The sequence below is a fragment of the Pseudomonas sp. PME37.24/025 genome, assembly GCF_055556615.1.
In genome coordinates, this window is the sequence record NZ_JBVHNK010000003.1 from 412,981 (window position 1) to 432,520 (window position 19,540).

9 protein-coding genes are annotated in these 19,540 nt (G+C 57.4%); 2 read left to right on the top strand and 7 right to left on the bottom strand.

Translation table 11 applies throughout. The features are described 5' to 3' along the window. Positions 1 to 47: 47 nt before the first annotated feature. The 4 genes from ACZ3HH_RS07945 to ACZ3HH_RS07960 form a co-directional block, all read right to left on the bottom strand. Positions 48 to 3,764 (bottom strand): Ig-like domain-containing protein, encoded by a 3,717-nt coding sequence (locus ACZ3HH_RS07945; protein ID WP_465803848.1) that lies wholly within the window; start codon positions 3,762 to 3,764, stop codon positions 48 to 50. After that, positions 3,757 to 7,845, bottom strand: coding sequence for a Tc toxin subunit A-related protein (locus ACZ3HH_RS07950; protein ID WP_465803850.1), 4,089 nt, complete (start codon positions 7,843 to 7,845; stop codon positions 3,757 to 3,759). The genes ACZ3HH_RS07945 and ACZ3HH_RS07950 overlap by 8 nt, the downstream gene beginning before the upstream one ends. Positions 7,846 to 7,890: 45 nt before the next feature. Then, the gene (locus ACZ3HH_RS07955) at positions 7,891 to 11,490 is read right to left on the bottom strand and encodes a Tc toxin subunit A (protein ID WP_465803852.1); all 3,600 of its coding nucleotides are present in this window, start codon (positions 11,488 to 11,490) and stop codon (positions 7,891 to 7,893) included. Between the two features lie 123 nt (positions 11,491 to 11,613). Then, positions 11,614 to 14,883, bottom strand: coding sequence for an Ig-like domain-containing protein (locus ACZ3HH_RS07960; RefSeq protein WP_465803853.1), 3,270 nt, complete (start codon positions 14,881 to 14,883; stop codon positions 11,614 to 11,616). Positions 14,884 to 15,375: 492 nt separating this feature from the next. Between ACZ3HH_RS07960 and ACZ3HH_RS07965 the strand changes: the two genes are divergently transcribed. Further along, positions 15,376 to 15,750, top strand: coding sequence for a DUF6124 family protein (locus ACZ3HH_RS07965; protein ID WP_465803855.1), 375 nt, complete (start codon positions 15,376 to 15,378; stop codon positions 15,748 to 15,750). Between the two features lie 146 nt (positions 15,751 to 15,896). On the opposite strand, the gene ACZ3HH_RS07970 is transcribed toward ACZ3HH_RS07965, so the two are convergent. Both ACZ3HH_RS07970 and ACZ3HH_RS07975 read right to left on the bottom strand, forming a co-directional pair. After that, entirely contained in the window at positions 15,897 to 16,256 is a 360-nt protein-coding gene (locus ACZ3HH_RS07970; RefSeq protein WP_465803856.1) for a PilZ domain-containing protein, read from the bottom strand. 232 nt (positions 16,257 to 16,488) lie between these two features. Next, positions 16,489 to 16,863 (bottom strand): tetratricopeptide repeat protein, encoded by a 375-nt coding sequence (locus ACZ3HH_RS07975; protein WP_465803857.1) that lies wholly within the window; start codon positions 16,861 to 16,863, stop codon positions 16,489 to 16,491. A 172-nt stretch (positions 16,864 to 17,035) separates the two neighbouring features. Here ACZ3HH_RS07975 and pyk point away from each other — a divergent pair, with 172 nt between their 5' ends. Next, positions 17,036 to 18,487, top strand: coding sequence for a pyruvate kinase (gene pyk, locus ACZ3HH_RS07980; protein ID WP_465803858.1), 1,452 nt, complete (start codon positions 17,036 to 17,038; stop codon positions 18,485 to 18,487). A gap of 207 nt (positions 18,488 to 18,694) precedes the next feature. Here the strand turns inward: pyk and ACZ3HH_RS07985 are convergent, their stop codons facing one another. Continuing rightward, a complete protein-coding gene (locus tag ACZ3HH_RS07985) occupies positions 18,695 to 19,444 on the bottom strand; it encodes an enoyl-CoA hydratase-related protein (RefSeq protein ID WP_465803860.1) in 750 nt (249 codons plus the stop codon). Positions 19,445 to 19,540: the final 96 nt, after the last annotated feature.

Sequence of the window (19,540 nt, forward strand, 5' to 3'; positions counted from 1 at the left end):
AAAAACGAAATTTTATAAGCAGAAAGCATCTTTCAATTAAGAGAATACTAATTAGGTATCAATTTAAATTCCAAGCGCCTTACTTCCAATCCAGCATATCCACCTGTCACGGTGGCTAGTAAAAGGCCTCTCCAGATACCCGAAAGTGTGAACGCCACCCCGGCATTCCCTTCAGCATCTGTTCTCGTTGGCCTTAGAACTCTGTCTGGGTACTCCCACATCACCTCGACATCCTGCAAAGGTTTGCCGGTCATGGCCGACACCACGTTAACAACCGCTGAAACCAATTCCCCCAGATGACCACTTGGCTTCGGACTGGTGAGCGATTGTATTTTCCGGGGCTCAATCAATGTGTACCGAAACGAAACCGAGCCCCAGTGGTGTTCATCCCCTGTCTTGGCAATCACTTCAGACTCTCTCGGGATCTTCGGGGTAAATTGAATCTTCGCCACGCCGTAGAAATTGGTAACCGTGGATACGCGTCCCACATCCGGCCCTTCCCAGTAAACAGGCAGTCCGGCAACAGGCTCACCCAGTCGGGAGACAGCGGTAACAGCAGCCTCGAATTTCCCCCCCCAGTAAATCATCTGCAAAACACGGTTGTCGGCAGACAATGTGACGCCCCTGAAGGGTGCGCCCAATGACACGGGTTGGCTCGGCGACAGCGACAGCAATCGTGTGGCCGCCAGGCGGAGAGAGAAACTGCCGTCCTTCACGACGCTGGATTTGAGGGTAACGGGCAGATTTTTGTCAAAGTCCCGGAAATTACCCAACGGAACGGGCTCTATCGCCATGTTTAATGCATTGGGCCCGGTCCCCGTCAGCCCCAAAGCCACACGTTGACCACGAAGATAACTTTCCTCATTAGCCGACAACGTGAGATCGAATTCACCGTTGTGACGAGGAAGCAGGAAAGATGCTCCCCACTCGCCATCGCCGTCATCCGTTTGAACCCTGAGGTCCTGCCACGGATCGCGTTGCAGGGCATTCACTTCGACGGTCTGCACAGCCTCGCTGTCGTCATAAGGGTTAACGACCTTGGCCCGGACAGGGATAAGCCCTACGCGCGACGGTGCGTAATCAAACCTGGCCCAGCCGTTGTTATCGGTCACCGAGTCGCTCGGCGCTCCCAGCTCATCCCTCCAGGCCACCGTCTTGCCAGCAACTGGCACATCGCTGAACCAGGACCGGAATTGGACTTCCAGGTGGACGCATTCCCCCTTGTCCAGCACGGGATCAATTGCTACCGGCCGCAGCTCACCGGGCTTGAGTTTATTGTGGTCAATGCTCAACGCTACGGGTGCCGCAGGCCTGGACTCCCCGCTTTGCTCCGTCAGCAAAATACTGTACTCAGCCTTTTGCGGTACATCACTGCAGTCAATGCTCAGCTGCACGCCCCCCGCCGTGATGACCTGCCCCGTGGTTTTGTCTGGGGTGATGACCAGCCCCGGCGGTGGCTCCGCGCCGGACCAATGCAACTCCAGGCCCAGCAAAGGGCTGAATGCATGGGGCAGCACTCGCAGGGTATGAACCGCTCCCAGGCAGGGATGCAAGGTTTTCTCGCCCATCATCGAAGGCAGCTGATCGAACAGCAGCGTGGCTTCGTCTTTGATGCTTTCGCCCAACAGACGACCTGAAAGCTCGCGTTTCTCCTCCAGATAACCGCTGGTCACTTCCAGTTCGAACAAACCGATGTCTGAAGCGCCAGAGGTGACCGTCCACTCCAGCCCTTCTTTCGTCAGGGGACGAGGAGCCCCCAGCGCCGGGACAAATACCAATCCCGGTGCGGGATCCGTCCCGCCACGCCAGTTCAAGGTGATGGGCTGGCCGATAAACGGGCTGGCATCATTCGTGGGGGCGATCCGGAATTTATGAGTACTGCCACTGCGGCAAACCACGCCCCAATGATTTCTATCGATCACCTCCGTATCCAGCGAACACTCAATATGGGCTTTCCAGCCGCTGGTCGACCGCGAAATGACCGTGAACGAATGTTCCAGCGGCACGCCGCCATCAGGTAGTTGAACTTGCGCGACTATCTCGTATGTCTGCGCCTGGGTCGGCGTATGGAATACGCTGGCCCAACCGCCCGCGCCGGTCAGGGTCGTGACTTTGTCAGCGCCGATGATCCAGTCGACGGAGATATTGAGCGCCGGCTCATCTTTCTTGGTCAGCACTTGCAGCATGCAATGAACGCTATCGCCCTCATCCACCACGGGTGATTTGTTGGCTTCTCGCCAATCACCGATCTTGAATGTATTGCGCGCCAGCGACATGGCGTTACTGCGGGAATCACGCAGCAAGCGTGGGCTCGACAGAAACAAACCGAATCGCGCGTCCAGCTTGTCGCCGCAAAGCAGCGTCCACGCCAGCTCGTTGCTGTCGGCAACAATCAATTCGCCAAAATCGGGGGTGCAAGTGACGTCCAGGTCTTCAGGCAAGTATCCGCCCTCGCTCCAGTGCACCGCGATCGAATCATCCCGCAAGGGGCTGTCCTCAGGCAGAACCACCGTGAACGGATACGAGCTGGCCCGGTCGGGAAAACCGGTTTTTTCTCCCCAGATCGCAGCCGGTCCGTTTTCGAACCGGACCTGCACTGCTTTAAAGGGATCGAATTCCAGAACGCGAACATCGAACGCCCGCTGGACGCTGGCATCCTGATAATAAGGGCTCGACACCGTAGCCCTGATCACCTGTTCCCCTTTAAGGGTGGGCGTAAAATCGAAAGAGGCTTTGCCCTCCCTGTCACTCTCGCCGCGATACAGAATCTCCTGGCCCAAACTCCAAGTCACCTCCTGGCCCGGGACCGGTTGGTCGGTGTAATACGACACCACCTGAACCTCCAGCGGCACTGTCTGCGCGTACTCCAGAACAGGCCAGACATCGGCTCCTTGAAGAACGTTCATCTCCAGCCGATGGTGACCGAGGGAAACATCCATCGTGTAGGGTTGTGCCGTGTACTGGTTGTGAAGCGACAGCGAGAACAGAAAAGGCGCATCCCCCTTCAGCACCGGGCAATCGAGACGCCAGGCCAGATCCAGAGTCTGGTTCTCACCCAGCGTCGGCTCGATGAGGATGGCTTCCTGTGGATTCTCCACGGTCCACAACGCGGCCGGTAAAGCGGCCCATGGGCTATCCGGCAACGGCTCGAAACGCAACCGATGGGCGGTTTCACCCTCGGCGCCCAGGCACAAGTAAAGCGTCTGCCCGGTTTCGAACGACTGATCATCATTGATCATTCGCTGCAACTGCAACGGTGCAAGCACCAAATGCAGCTCGATCAACGTCACGATCACTTTTTGGTTAGGGACATTGGAAGGGTCTTTCACGTGGGAAAACATGACCTTCAACTGATCGCCTTGCTGCAGTCCAAGGTCGAGGAACATTTCATGTTCAACCAGTGTCAGGACCAACGGCTCGGCCTGGTCTTGAAGGGGCCGCTGGGCCGGCAGTTCGATTTCGACCTTTTCGTTGTTGCGCTCGTTGATCACAGAAACCATGCCATAGGTTTCACCGCGAATTTCATAGAAAAACGTGAGGCGGTAACGCGCATCGTCCCCTTTCTGACCGAACGGCACGTCGATCATTTGATACGCCGCGGCCTCTTTTTGAAGGAGCAGATAGTTCACGTGGCTCCCTTGCCATTCTTCAGATGCAATATCGTAGAGACTGTCAGGATTGCCGTCCTCCCAGAATTCGTAGTTCTCACTAAGATCGCCATCGACTACCAGGTTGGTGTTGGCATTAGGCGCACGATCATTCATGGCGGCTTACCTTTGCAGAGGTTTCAGTACCAGGATTTTTGTTCCCTACCAGCTCCTCCACCTTCGCTGCAAACTTCGCATCAGCGACTTTGGCGGTATAGCGAACCTTGAGCACGATGTCGGTCAACGCCGCCAACTGCGCCTCCTGTTGCGGCCGTTCGTGCCAGGGGAATTTCAATTGCCAGCGGGAAACGGCCCCGGTGTTTTCAAAGGGATTGAGCAAACCTTCATCGGCTTTGAAGGTCGTCAACCCCATGTCGTCCAGCCCGCTGGACAATGCCACCTGCTGGCCACTGCCCAGATTGATCAGCACGTCCGAGGGGGCTACTGAATCGCCGGGTGAATGCAGGTATTCCAGGGACGCGATCGACGGTTGGGTGGCGGTATAACTGCCTACCTGCGTCAGGATGGCCCGGGTATCTTCGAAGGGCCCTTTTATCAACGGCAGCGTGACCTCTATGGCGCTGATCTGGCGGCAATAATGATTGGTGTAATCACGGTCAAACAGCAGTTGGCCCAGCGAGAAGCTCAAGGTGCCGCCCTGCTGGAGTTCGTCGAGCGCCTCCGTCCATGAACCGGGCTCTTGTTCGTACGAGCTGTCGTCAAACAACTGACGTAACGAAACAGTCTTGACCAGCTCAAGACGCCGTTCGTAGCGTTGCAGGTAATTGGCCTCCATGCGCAGCAGGTCCAGACGCAAAGAGTCGCCCGCCGTCAGGCCATGGCGATGATCGAGCCAGACGTCCGGCCGAATCGTTGCGGTATCGAACTCGCAGGTTTCCGCTTGCAGCGCCGTCTGGGCACTCAGACACAAGCCGACAACGGCATCGTAAGCCTGGAAGTGCAGGGTTTTAAGCTGCCCCAAGTGCCAGCGATACAGCTCCAGGTTACTGGCTCGTTTTTTTAGAAACTCGAACAGATTCAACGCCTGGGCATTGGCCTTCTGTGTCTGCTCAAAGCCCGCCTGGGCTGCGGCGATGGCGCATTGCTGGGCCTCGATTTGCCCATCGATGGCATTGATTTCCGCCCCGGCCTGATCACGGGCCAGACGCCATTCCTGCCGGCGGCGCCGATAGTTTTCCGACGTCTGGGATTTTTCGGCATTCTTGAGAAGAATATCAGCGGCAATCTGGACGCCCAAACCCACGGCTTGGGGGATGCTGCCCGGTCGATGCCCACCGTTTGCCATACCAAAAATATTCGGGAAGGCATCGACGACTGAGCCTGCCACGAAAAATGCGGTACTGGTGGCCGACAAAGTCTTGACCGTATCGATCTCGGCCAGGACGCTGTATTCGCCCGATGAAATGTTCTCCCGCTCCAGCTCCTCGTAGTGCGAACGGCGCTCCTCGGCCATCGTCCTGCTACGTTGCAAGGCGCTTAGGCTGGCACGCTGTTGCGCGATGGTTTCCTCGTGGACTTTTTGTGCAAAATCCCCCAGCTCGACCAGGTGTCGTTGCTGGACCTCTTCCAGCTCTGCGCGATCTGCCTGCTCCAGCAGACGCATCACCTGGTTGCCGAATTCTTGCAACAACTGCACAGAACGCAGCGCCGTATCGAACAGCACTCGCCAGCGGAATGCCGCCACGCGTAACTGGCCTCCCATAAACCGCGCGGCGCCCGTGCCACCGGCCGCCAGGCTGTTCAATAACTGACCAGGGTCTACCGGGGGGCTGAAAAACGGAATCGACAAGGGTTTGCCATCGATCGTGAGGTTATGACGCAGGTTAAACATCCGGCTGGCCGGCAGGTCAAACAGCCCCAGCAAACGAGGGCTGATCGGCAACTTGAACGATTTGGTGCCGCAGGCGAATGGAGCCTCGAAGTGCTTGGCACTTAGGGGTAATTGAGTTGGGTCCACAACAAGCGCTTCTTCGAAGGCTTGCAGGTTCGGCTTATCGACGATCTCCTTGATCAGCACATTCAGAGCGGTCGACGTCCATTTGCTCACCGTCTGCTTGATGGGCGCAGACCCCATCAATGTTTTTGCACGCGTGTAGTGCAATTTGGCAACGGTAAGGCTGTCTCGGGTCAGTTGACGATAGTGCCAATCGCCCCAGGCCATGATGTTGCTGACATAGTCGAGAAAAATCACCGTTTTGTAATGCCGGGGCGATGAGTAGGCAATCGCGTCCGGGTCAGTCGGTGCCTTCACCTCGTAGGCGATATTGGCCTGCTCGACATTTAACGGGCGGCAGCGCCAATACTGAGGTTTAGGGTTGGGCACGCCGGGCAGGTCGGCCGGAGCCTGCGGGTCGAACAGGTAATGTAACCACTGTTGGGCCTCGAGAAAGCGTTCTTCGTCACGTAACCGGCACGCCACCAGATGAGGCAGATGGAAAAACAGTTCCCAGAAAAACAAACCGTTGCAACCGTCGAAAGGGCCATTGGGTTCGCTCCCCTCGGGCAACGGTGGCTCTCCAGGGAACTGGGTGGTCCAGTCAAGCACCGCGGCCATGGACACATGGGTACGAAACACCAGCTCGCCACCGATCAGCGTATTCATGCGCACGTACTTGAGTTTGATCGGCTGACTGAAATTCAGAAACTGCGCGCCTTTTTCATTGGTTTTCAGCAATGTCGGCAGCGGTTTGACTACAGGAACGCTTTGGATCCGAAGCTCATAGGTGTTAGTGCCGAAATCCGGTCCCCCCAAAGTGACGGTAATGTTGGTATTGGCCAATGACGGCCGAGTGATGTGTAGCCAGGGCGTAGACCATCCCCCGTTCCCGGAGCGGCTGCCGGAATTCTCGCCAAGGTCACCTCCTGCAGCGTATTTGACTTTCAATGTAACCATTTTGCTAGTTGCGACCCCGCCGGGCACCCGGGAACAATGTCCCTGTACAAACAAGTGATCTACTGTGCCTCGACGAACAACATAGGCCTTTAATACATAGTGCGTCGTCAGGCTGCCCGGCGTCGTAACACTTGAAGTTAGAGAGGGAAAATCCTTGGGCGCTATCGAATGCTGGAGGGTCAACGAATTATCGAATTGCTCCTGCGCCAGATAGTCCATCAGAGAGCTTTCATCGGGCACCTTGCGAAACAGCGAATCGCGGGTTTCGTAGATTTCCACCGGGTTGTTGCCCACCGTCGTCCCGCGACCATTGGTCACGTGCACCGCCAGGCGTCCATCGGGGTCAGCCTTGTCGAACACATCACGTAGCGCCACCGCTACCATCCTCAAGCCTGGCGAGACGTCCTCTTTATATTCCGACCGGTGCAAGTTGACGGGTGCCGACCATTGCCCGTTCAAGGCAATGAACGCCACGCTGAGTTCCAACTCATAGGGCTTTTGCAATTTGTTCTCTGCGTTGAACAATGCCTCATGCCACGTCGCCCATACCAGGCACAACCGGCCGCCCCAGAACACCGGACGGCTGTCCAGCACCTGACCTTCGGCGCCAATGTCGGCCTGTTGCCACTCACTCCAGGCGGTCGGGTTCACAGCCACGGACGAACCGTCGAGCTCTATGTCCGCTTTGCGCCAGAAATAACGGTGCGGCTCGATGCGCTCGCGGCCAATGAAGTAATAAACGGCGTCAAGCGGATTTGCGGTACTGATGTAACCATTGAGCACTTCCAGGTTGCAGGTTTCTTCGAACACCCGAAGGTATTCCTGCACACCACGCTGTACCGAATCGGTCGTCAGGCGAGTTTGATTGAGGTTGCTTTCAAGCACCTTGAACAGGCTGGTCTTGCGAATACGCGCATAAGGCGTGATGTAGTCTTCGGGCGTGCATTTAAGCAACTGGCTGGCGGCCCAGACGGGGTAATTATGGGCAATGTCCCAGTCTTCCAGATCCTTGGCGGGGAACTCTCGTCCGACGTAACCCGGCTCCAGTTTCTGGTAGACCGCGTGAATGTATTGCTGAAAACAGCTCACCGCCTCAGCCACCCAAGAGGTCATGACCTGATCGCTGTCGGCAGGATCGGTGCGCAACCATTCGAATAAATTATCAAGCGAGACAATACGTGAATGATCGCTCTCGTTCGCGTCGAGGTCTTTGAGGCCGATGCAAAATTCGATCAGCGCATCACGCCGTAATGCCTTGAGCGCACCCATCTGCTGCGTAATCATGTCAATCTCCTTGTCGATGTCGAGCGTCAATGGCTGGACAATGGCTCATGCCATGCTAAGAGGTGAATCAGCTAAACCGTCAGCAGCGGGTGTGAACTCGATCGGCCTGAATATCGCTTTTTTGTCATTGGCGAGGATTATGGCTGTCACTGTAATGCGCCCGGGTTCTTCGCTGGTGAATGTGACCTCAGCCAGGCCGGCCCGGTTTGTGTCCGTCTGGATCGGAAGGATAGTCGGCGAATTGAATGTCCAGAGCACCGACTGATCGGCCGCCAGGTTGCCGTAGTCGTCCTCAAGCGTGAGAAACAACGAGACCGGCTTCCCTACCATCGGCTTGGTCGGTACGGGTGACTTGCCGGTAGCGTCAAGTGTGCTCACATCAAAGCCAATCTCTACCGTCGGGCCCGCCAGCTGTTTGCCCAGGTCATGCTGATAGAACGTCATCGCACTGCCCATGACCGTACCGGCATGCAACTTCACGGTTGCCACGCCATCGTTGTCAGTAGGCGTCATCAACGCTTCGAGCCGCCCCAGCGTCGATAGCCAGTGCACGTTGACCCTTCTCAGCGGTATGCCTGCGCGGTTTTGAACGGTGATGGTATAGGTCGCAAACTCGTCAGGTTTGTTGGCGATCAAGTGTTCAGGCTCAACCTTGACGGTCATCTGCACGTCCTGCCCCACCGAGCCGATGTCATCAGCGATGAGCGGATTTCCCGGCTGGGTCAGGCTGGCCGTGACCCGATCGGCCACGGTCTCGTACTGCTCGTAGCTGCCATCCGGAGGCAGCGTGCCGATCGCCAGGATCGCCTCGGCGTCCATGCCACTGCGCAAGGCGAACGCCCGGACACGCAACAGCAAGTCAAGCTGCGCCACGGTTCGAATCAGCTGTTCGCCCGGGCTTATCCGCAAAGCGCACGCCAAAACTTCCCGGGTACTCCAGGTAAACAGTTCAGCCAACAACTTCGCCGCTGCATGCTGGGCAAGGATCTTGCCGTCCGCTGCAAGGTCGGGCCGCAGCGCACCGACGCGCTGGAAATAACTCACCAGCTGTTCTTCCGGTTTGGCGCTCAGGGCCAGCGCCCGCTTGTATACGCTCAGGTGGTATAGCGTCGCGAGTGAAAAGGCCGGGGTTGTGTGTCCATCAGACGTTTGCTCGCGGTTTTCTTCCAGGTGATACTGCAGAAAGATCGTGCTGAGCTCCAATGTGCGGACAATGGAACTGCGCCGCAGAAACTCCGCCAAAATGACCCAAAACGCGTCCTCGGGATGATCAGGATCCTGACGCCGGGAGCCAGCCATTGCATCGAGCGTGGAAGTCGACAAAACCCGAGCCAGCACCTGGTACACAGAGGCACCCGACCAGGCCAGCACCAAAAGCGTGATATCCGAAGCCAGGCCGGAATACCCCGACAGGCCTTCCTGGACCACACTGTGCTGGCCACTGCGGCAACGCAGCAGCACATCGAGGATTTTTTCTGTCAGCATTGCCCGCTCACCCTCGTCGAGATCCGGCAGAGCGGCCTTGACCGCCCTGTCGATCGCCTCCCGGGCATGGGTCTTGTAAGGCCGCTCCGCCGTTTCTTCAAAATGCAGCACGAGCCCTTTTTCATCCACCAATGCCTTGAGCACCTCCAGCCACGGCCGGTTGTTCGGCAGAAGCGGCGCCCCCCCCATGCTCAACAGTTGCTCGGTAAACAGCGCCGGAACAATCTGACTCCTCAACTGTTCAGCCAGCGCGAACTCGACCTGCGAAGGCAACGCAGGGGCGATGGCCGTCGGTACATGCTGGGCGACCCAATGCACCGTCAGGCCGGCGTCCAAGCACCAACGCACACTGTCCACCAACGCCTGAATGACGCTGAGCACATCGGTGTGCTCAGGCTCCTTTTGCCCGGCGATGATCCGCGGTGCGCCTGCCAGACTGAACAGCAGGCTGTTATCGCCCCCCATTATCTGCAGCAGCGCCACGGCCTCGATCGGCGTGATCCCGATCAGGCGCGGCAGTTTTGCCATTCGATAAAAACTGGAGAGAATGGGCACGCTGCGGCGCAACTCGGTCACCCCATAGGCCTGCGCGATCACTTGCGCCAGGTAAAGATAGGTTTCCAGCTCGATGCCCAGCGCGCTGCGTATCTGGCTGATCGTCAGCATGTCGGCGTCTGTCTGCGGGATGATCGCAAACTCACCGCCGTCGATCTTCAAGGGGCGCGTAAACAGAGTGTTCTCATTGAACACACGGTCGAATTGAGCGGCCTCGATGCCTCGTCCGAAGACAGAAATGTGGTGGATAAACACCGAAAAATCTTCGGCGGTGCACGCGTAGCGCTCCCTTAATTCCTGAAACAACCCCAGCGCGCGGATCGTATTGGGGGTTATCCAGTACTTCGGTGGCGCAGGTGCGTTCTCGGCCTCCATCGCAGCGACGAGCAACCTGTCGACTTGGTGGCTGGGCAATCCCAACCATTTGTCCAGGCGCAACTTGCGGTTCATCCGATCGATGCGGGGTTTGTCGAGGTATCGAAACTGGTTGAAGATCTCCGCTTTGTCAGAATATTCAATGGAAATGGCAGGCGAAGTACCTGCATTGATAAAAAACGAGCCTGAATGCGCACCGCTAACAGACTCGCTACTGTCCCGAACGTAATTTGGCGACAAGGTCGTGGCGAAATCCTTGATCGATAGAAGCGCTTCCATCCCCTGCTGATTCAGTTGAGTTCTGCTGTTGAAATAACTCACCTGGGAGGTCAAATTAACCGGCTGCACTCCCACCAGCCCGAAGTTTTCCTTGAAATAAGGCGCTTCTGATGGCGAAGGCGAGTTGGGAGCTTCCGTCAGCACTTTTCTCTGCTCGACACTGAACCGGGCTGCCAGGGAGAGAGCCGCATCCGATTCCTTACTCCAAAGCGGCGGGTGAAGAAAATACGGAGACTCGGGGTCACAGAGCCGCCTTACACTGCCGACCGACTCCAGATGCTCCCGGGCAAGGTAATTGAGCGTCACCCAGGGCCGATGAAACGGCAGCCCATTGGGGTAGCGGCTGCGACTCAAGGCTTTATCGATGTCGAGCTGGCCGCTTTCAGTTTTGATGAACGTCTCCATCACGTGCGTGACGACTTCCACCGAGGGCACGCTGTCATGGACCGTGTTGATATTGACATGCAATTTGTCGAGATCCGTGCGGCGATTCTTTAACGGCAATCCTTGTACGTCCATGCTCCCGAGCCGATATTCGGCCCAATAACCCAGGGAGGCCAAATAAGCCGCCGGCGAATGAATGGCTTCAATGGATTGTGGTGAGCACAGCATTTCGTAAGCGGGATTGAACAAACTGGCATAGGTCGGCCCGTGATCTCCGGCAGGCCATTTTGATCGTGCCGGGTCTACGTCGCCGGGGCCGGTTTGTTGGTGGTGGATGAACTGACGCAGCACAGAGGTCGCCAGCGGATTGAGCCGCGTCAGAAACGCCTGTGCCTTGTCACGGTTCATCCCGTAGTCGGCCACCAGCCCGTCGACGCCCTTTTGCGCCAGGGCACACACCGAGCCCTGCGCGTCGAAAAACTGGTTGAGCTCAGGCAACGCCTCGCGTTCGGGAGCATCGAAAAGGTTCTCGTAAAACTGTCTGGCCAGGCGGTTGGGCGTATCCATGATCCTGATGCTCCGGCGTAAGTGAAACGGGTCACGGTGGATAATGTCTGGAATAACGATGCGCTGGCCGAGCCGGGACGTCTACTGTCAGAACTGACAGTAGAGGTGACCATTCATCGGACTTCAGGCGCCCGGACGAGCAGTGTTCTGTGCGACGGCAATCACTTCGAACCGAGGGCTGTCGGCCATGGCGGACGGCTGCGTGCCCACCGATATTTGCGCCCGGCCCCAATGCTCCTCGGGCCGCAAAGCTTGCGACGGTGTCGCTTCCCAGCTTTGGCCAGTAAAGGGGGACTCGCCCAGTTTTAGCTCCGGGTCAAACCAGGCAAACAGTGCAACAGCACTTCCTTTCTCGGCCGTACCGGCAAACACCGGTTGAGGCAGAACCCATCGGCCAGATCGGGGGGTTGTAAACAGCGGTGGATCACCTCGCAGTTCGAGGGCTCGCGCCTCGGTCCACCCGGACAGGTGCTCTCCATAACTCTGCTGAGCGAGCAACGCTGCCTGGCCGGCCGGCCGGTCAAGCGGCAGGCGCAGCGACCAGGTGCCATCCTCTTGCACCTGCGCGGTACCCAGGGGGACTTCGATGGCATCGGCGAAGGCGAGGCTGACCGTATCGCCCGGATAGCCGAAGCCGAACACCGCCATGTGCGCCTCGATGGTTTCGCCGCTGGCCGGGGTTTCGATAAACGGTTTGGCGGGCACCACTGCAAGCACCAGCTCTTCACACACAGACTTGTGATCCCTGAAATACTGTTGGAAGGTCAAGGTGTGAGCGCCCACCGGCAAAACGGCGTCGAACTCCCAATGACCGTTGCTCCACACCACCCGAACAGCCCATGGATCAGGCGCATCGTCCAGCCACACATACACATACGCCGCATCCGAACCTTTTGGACGAGCCCCTTTCCCCTCGATTCTGAACCTGCGCGCGACCTTACCGTCCGGCAGCGGTTTTTCCACGACAGGCGCCAACAACGTGACCTCCAGGCGGACATGTTGGCTGGGGGCGGAGTCCTTTTGCTCGAACGTCTGCTGTGCATAAACATCACTGAGCCCAAATGCCAGTTCGTCAATGGTTACCGCCCATTTGTCCTCCGTCACGGGCGCCTCACCCAGCAACGACTCGGTGCTGTAGTCATAGATTTTCATTACCGCGCCGGGCACGCCACCACGGCCTTCGATCACCGAATCCTGGTGGCCTACCGGCACCGTGATCGGCGTGATGACGGGTTTTACCACCGCCACCCTGAACAGCTTGCTCGCCGGGTTGGATGTTTCTCCGCCAAATGTCTGGGTGGCCGTGACGGTATGCGCGCCTGGCAACCAGAGTTGCGGCCGGGTGAACGTCCATTGCCCCGCATTATCGCTGGTCGCGGAGCCGGGTAGCCCGCCGTCGCTGAACTCGAACTTGACCACCGCGCGTGGCCAGCAGGTGCCGGAGAAAATCGGAAACAAACCGTTTTCATCAATGGTGTCGATCGTCGGGAGTCGGGGCAGAATGACCACGGATACTGGCTCGGTCCAGTCAGACGCCAGTTCCGGGCTTCCGGTCGCCTGAAACAGCTGCCTCGCCTTCACTGAATGGCTGCCAGGCGCCCAAGGCACTGACGCCTCAGCCGACCATTGGCCCAATATCACGGGAGCTTTCGGCACAGGTGATGTGCCCCCAGACACTTCGACCTGGGGATCAGGCTGGTTGTCCCAATGATGACCGGTCCCGGAAAACTTCGGCCGCTGCTCCTCATCCACATGAAACGTGAGCGTGGGCTTCGGAACACTTATCGAAAAAGAAAGGGGAGCGGTAGCCTCGGAATAGATCCTCTCGTCAGCCGATGCCCCACGCACCCATTGGCGCGCCTGACAGGTGTAATTGCCCGGCAGCCAGTCGCCCGAGGTATGGGTCCAGGACGAAGCTGGCACCGCAAATTCGATCGGCGGCCGGCCAGAGCTGAAGATGATTTCAATATAGGCCGGCACTTCACCCACATACCCTCCGTTGCCGGAGAATGTCACGGTGTTATCTTCGGCGGTGGGATGGGCGGTGAATGAGCCTACTTTTGGGGGGCGGGCTTTGAAATTACGGGGAGTACTTCGCGGTGACTCCAACTGACCTTTGAATTTCTGCGCGACCAGTGACACAGGTCCCACAGGTACGGTAACGGACACATTCCACTGATCTCCTGTCAATGTCCCGCTTGCGCCTACTTGGATATCGTCAAGATCAAGGAATACGCGAACGATGGCGCCTGTCTCACCTCCCGCTCCTGAAAGTGTAAAAGTTTGATTCTGTAACGAGTCGGCGGCCGGCAAAGTTATACTCAAGGAGCTCAAACGCACGTTGAATGTTCGATTCTCCGTTTCAGGCGAGCTCACGCCATTAAGGGTCGCTTGTGCCCTGATGGTGACCGAGGGACTTTCCAGAGCCACTTCCGATTGCTTTGACCAGTTCAGGTTGGCATCGACCTGAGTGCCTGTCACCAAAACCCGGTAGGGATTGGTTTGCCATACCTTGACTGTCGAACCACTTACTCCCGTACCCGAAATAGTTGGTCGAGGATCGACTATTTCATTGGAAGACGGTCTATCGATTCGTGGAGCAACCACAGTACGCTTAATGATGACAGTATTCGAGCTTTTGGATGTTTCATTGCCGTTTGTTTGACGAGCATAGAAACTTCTAGAGTCTTCCTGCAACGAGATGGAAGTGTTCCATCCCCCATCCGAATGCACTGGCGTGGATCCGAGCATACCGCCTAACCCATACAAGCGAATCGTTCCTCCTTGAAGCCCACCTTTTCCGGCAACGTTAAACGGCATCCCAACGACTTCACCGGAGAGTGGCGACTCAATAATCGGCGCCCGTACAGCTGATAATTCCGTCCCCCATCCCTCATGAGGTTCGACATCATTATTCGTGCCGTCATAGTCGACACGTATCGTTAGGGTTACACGACCGCCATCCACGAAGCGCGCGCTGAGAGAATCGTAACCCTCCGGATAGTTATACCACGCACCAGTTTGCGACATTGAATCTGGTGAATCTACAGTAGTAGTTTCCGCCGCTTTAAGGCGGAGCCTTATATTCCCCCTATACCAAGGGCCATATCGAGTACCCATACGATAGCTCATGGCTCTCATGTACACTCGACCATTTTCAAATTTGTATTGACACTTCACATTAGAATTTAACACCGATACACGAGGATGTTGCTGGGACAGAGTAATATATTCCGCATCTGCCCAAAAGACTTCAGAATATTGCTCACCATCTTTTGGTTCTATGATCTGCACATCATTGGTTGCTTGGATTTCGTTATCGCTTATCCAGGCTTTATCTTTCTCTGCACCATCAACTTGCTCGCTCATTTCATTAGCTCCTGAATAATCCACGTCTAACTTCTTGCTATAAACATACTCACCTCCCCCCCGAGCTACCACTGTCATAACTGATAGTTTTAAAGACAAAACAATATAAAAAACAATTAGCTTATAACAAAACAAGCCTGCAGTTTTTTATCTTTTTTGTGCAAAGACTGTTTGGATATCCACCCATTTTGGATACCCGCAGCAAACTACAACATCTTGCGCCATTGCCTACAGATCCCTCAGAATCCGCCGGCTTGTGCGCCTTGGCATTGCCCCGTAACTTGATCTGCGTCGCTGCCAATCAGCGATCGGGTTTAGTCGCCCGGAGGTATAAGAAGGTGCATAAGCGTCATCAAGTCGGGTATTCCCTATCCCCGCACTCGATGGTGGCTGTGCGCAGGGCGCCCTCGGGCGCGCCGGTAATTCTTATGCCTCCCGGTCGACTAACCTGCGTACAGCCGCCACCCCTTCGTTTAGTCGCGAATAGGTGGTAGCCCTAATAGAGGCAATTCAATCATGTTCAAAGCCACACCCAATCCCCCACCCGAAACCGACCCGGTCTCCCCCTACGCCACCCTCGATTCAAAAAAGCTCCACGCCGCTGCCGAAAAGGCCCTCGACCACTACCTCAAACCCGATATCGAATCGCTGCGCTCATCCCAGGACCGTGCCATGAAAATGTTCACCGTCGTACCTGATGCAAACCCCGAAGCCCTCATCATCCAGACCTATGAAACCTTTTCTTCGGTCAGCATTCTGCTGCTCGACCTGGCGGACAGCCTGGAAGACAAACAGCGGCATCTGGCGATGGCGATTTATCAGATGAGTGAGATGGGGTTGATGCTGGCGGAGAGGTCGCTGGATCACGAGCGGGCGATTAAGCCGGCCTAGCCTTTAAGTAATGGCCATCTGGTCTGACGCCATCGCGGGCAAGCCCGCTCCCACAGGGATCTTCGGTGAACTCTCGATAGGTGAACACCGCCGAAACTGTGGGAGCGGGCTTGCCCGCGATGGCGATCATGAAAGCGCCGCAGCCTTCAGGCCGAAGCAGGCAGCGGCTGAAAACTGAAGTACTGCTTCAACGCCTCGACCAATTGCTCATACTCCGGCGGTGCCCGTTGCAGGCTGAACCCGGCGTCATAGTGGTGGGGGGTTGCGTCCTCGTGGCACCACAGGCAGCAGGCGTTGAGGTCGATCACCTGCTGACAATGGCCGTCCATGGGGATTTTCAGGCGCAGATTAAAATCGGCGCCCACCATCATCGGCAACTGGCTGATCAACATCAGCCCGTCCCCGGACAGATTGCCCAGAAAGCCGATAGGCTTGTCGGTGACGCTGTTGAACACTTTGAGAAAATACGGCAGTTGATGCCGCTCGATCCGGCGGTCAGTGAACATGCTGATTTCGCTACGCAAGGCCCTTAAGCAGGGCCGCACTAATGCTTCGGAACGGGCCTGCTCTATTACTTGATAGGCATAAGCCGCGCTCTCCCCGATCCTGGTGCGACAGTCCATCCGTCCGCTGTCGCTTACTGCTGCCGATCACAGGTGTTACCTCGAATTAGAAACAAGGCTCTAAATCGATTTATTCGACTATAGCTCACCGCCGCCGGTCAGCCAGCCGCTTCATTCAGAACCGGGTCGGGCGCACTGCCGCCGCGCTGCGGGTCGGGTAATGTCCCAGGCTCTGCAAGGTTTCCAGGCGGGCACGGGCGCGGTAGGCGTATTCGCTTTGCGGGTACGAGGCGATGATGAATTCATAAGTCTGGGCCGCATCGATAAACAGCTTTTGTCGTTCCAGGCACTGGCCGCGCATCATCGACACTTCTGGCCACACATAAGGCCGCGCGCGGCTGGCTCGCTCGACCTTGGACAGTTCAAGCATCACCTGCTCGCAGTTGCCGCGCTCATAGGCGCTGTAGGCGTTATTCAAATGATGGTTCATCGACCAACGGGTGCAGCCCACAACACTGAGGGCAAGGACGGCAATGAGCACGAATCGCATGGGGGATCTCCTGTCTTGAGCTCTGTATCGACCCATTGTCGGAAATCTTCAGGATGGCTTGCTGCAAAGTTGTTCGGTTCAATAAAGAAACGAATAAGTAGTGCAAACGAACAATGACTACACCCAAAGACCATAGTAGCCTCTGCTTGCGCTTGAACTCAGGAGTCTTTGCATGTCCGTCCGTCGTACCAAAATCGTCGCTACCCTTGGCCCGGCCAGTAACTCGCCGGAAGTTCTCGAACAGCTGATTCTGGCTGGCCTGGACGTCGCCCGTCTGAACTTCTCCCACGGCACCCCCGACGAGCACAAGGCTCGCGCGAAGCTGGTGCGTGACCTCGCTGCCAAGCACGGCCGCTTCGTCGCCCTGCTGGGTGACCTGCAAGGCCCGAAAATTCGTATCGCCAAATTCGCCAACAAGAAGATCGAGCTGAAGATCGGTGATCAATTCACCTTCTCCACCAGCCATCCGTTGACCGAAGGCAACCAGCAAGTGGTCGGCATCGACTACCCGGACCTGGTGAAAGACTGCGGCGTGGGCGACGAGCTGCTGCTCGACGACGGCCGCGTGGTCATGCGCGTTGATACCGCCACCGCCACCGAACTGCATTGCACCGTGACCATCGGCGGCCCGCTGTCCGACCACAAAGGCATCAACCGTCGTGGTGGCGGCCTGACCGCACCGGCCCTGACCGAGAAAGACAAGGCCGACATCAAGCTCGCCGCCGAAATGGAAGTCGACTACCTCGCGGTGTCCTTCCCGCGTGACGCCGCCGACATGGAATACGCCCGTCAACTGCGCGACGAAGCTGGCGGTACCGCCTGGCTGGTGGCGAAGATCGAACGCGCCGAAGCCGTGGCCGACGACGAAACCCTCGACGGCCTGATCAAAGCCTCCGACGCGGTGATGGTGGCTCGTGGTGACTTGGGTGTGGAAATCGGCGACGCCGAGCTGGTGGGCATTCAGAAGAAAATCATTCTGCACGCACGCCGCCACAACAAGGCCGTGATCGTCGCGACCCAGATGATGGAGTCGATGATCCAGAACCCGATGCCGACCCGCGCCGAAGTGTCCGACGTAGCCAACGCCGTGCTCGACTACACCGACGCCGTGATGCTCTCGGCCGAAAGTGCTGCCGGTCTGTATCCTCTGGAAGCGGTGCAAGCCATGGCGCGTATCTGCGTCGGCGCTGAAAAGCACCCGACCAGCAAGTCCTCCAGTCACCGCATCGGCACAACGTTCGAACGTTGCGATGAGAGCATTGCACTGGCAACGATGTACACCGCCAACCACTTCCCGGGCGTGAAGGCGATCATCGCGCTGACCGAAAGTGGCTACACGCCGTTGATCATGTCGCGCATCCGTTCCTCGGTGCCGATCTACGCGTTCTCCCCGCACCGCGAAACCCAGGCCCGCGCGTCCATGTTCCGTGGCGTCTACACCGTACCGTTCGACCCGGCATCGTTGCCGCCTGAGCAAGTCAGCCAGGCCGCGATCGACGAGTTGCTCAAACGCGGCGTTGTGGAGAAAGGCGACTGGGTCATCCTGACCAAGGGCGACAGCTACCACACCACCGGCGGCACCAACGGGATGAAAATCCTGCACGTTGGCGACAAGATGGTCTGAGTGATCGCTCGGTGAAAAACAAAAGCCCCGCCACGTGAATGGCGGGGCTTTTTGGTTTCTGATCCGGAAATTGTGTTGCCTGGTCGGGCCTCTTCGCGGGCAAGCCCGCTCCCACAGGATTTGTGTTGAAATTCAATTTTGTAGACACCTGCAATCCCTGTGGGAGCGGGCTTGCCCGCGATGAGGCCGGCCCAGACAACGAAAAACTCAATGCCGTTTGATAAATGCCGACAACGCCGCCATCGCTTCCGGCGAGCGCAGCCGCTGGGTGAACAACGCGCCCTCTTCTTCTATCACCTTGCGCAGCAGTTCTCGACCCGGCGCTTTCATCAATTGCTTGCTGATGCGCACCGCCTCCGCTGGCAGCGACTCAAATCGCAACGCCATCTCCCGCGCCCTGGCCAATGCCGCTTCGCCACTGCCCAGAGCTTCAGTCGCTATCCCCCACGCTGCCGCTTGTTCACCACTGAACGCTTCACCGAGCAGCAACAACTGCGCCGCTTTGGCATGCCCGAGCAAACGCGGCAGGATCAGGCTGGAGCCGAACTCGGGGCATAACCCTAGATTGACGAACGGCATACGCAACCGGGCGTCGGTGCTGACGTAAACCAGATCACAATGCAGCAGCATCGTCGTGCCGATCCCCACCGCCGCACCGGCCACGGCGGCGATCACCGGTTTACGGCACTCCAGCAAATTGAGCATGAAATGGAACACGGGGCTATCGAGGTTGCTCGGGGGTTGCTGAAGGAAATCAAAGATGTCGTTGCCGGCGGTGAAACACTCAGCGCCACCGGTGATCAGCACCGCATTGATTTCAGGGTCGGTATCGGCTTGCTTCAGGGCCTCGGCCAAGTGGCTGTACATGGCGCGAGTCAGGGCGTTTTTCTTTTCGGGGCGATTGATGCGCAGGGTCAGCAGGCCGCGCTCGCGTTCGAATCGGATGGTATCGGGCATGGTGAGTCCTGATCTGAGAGGATCAACTGTGGCGAGGGAGCTTGCTCCCGCTTGAGTGCGCAGCGCTCACAAACTTTTGGGGCCGCTGCGCAGCCC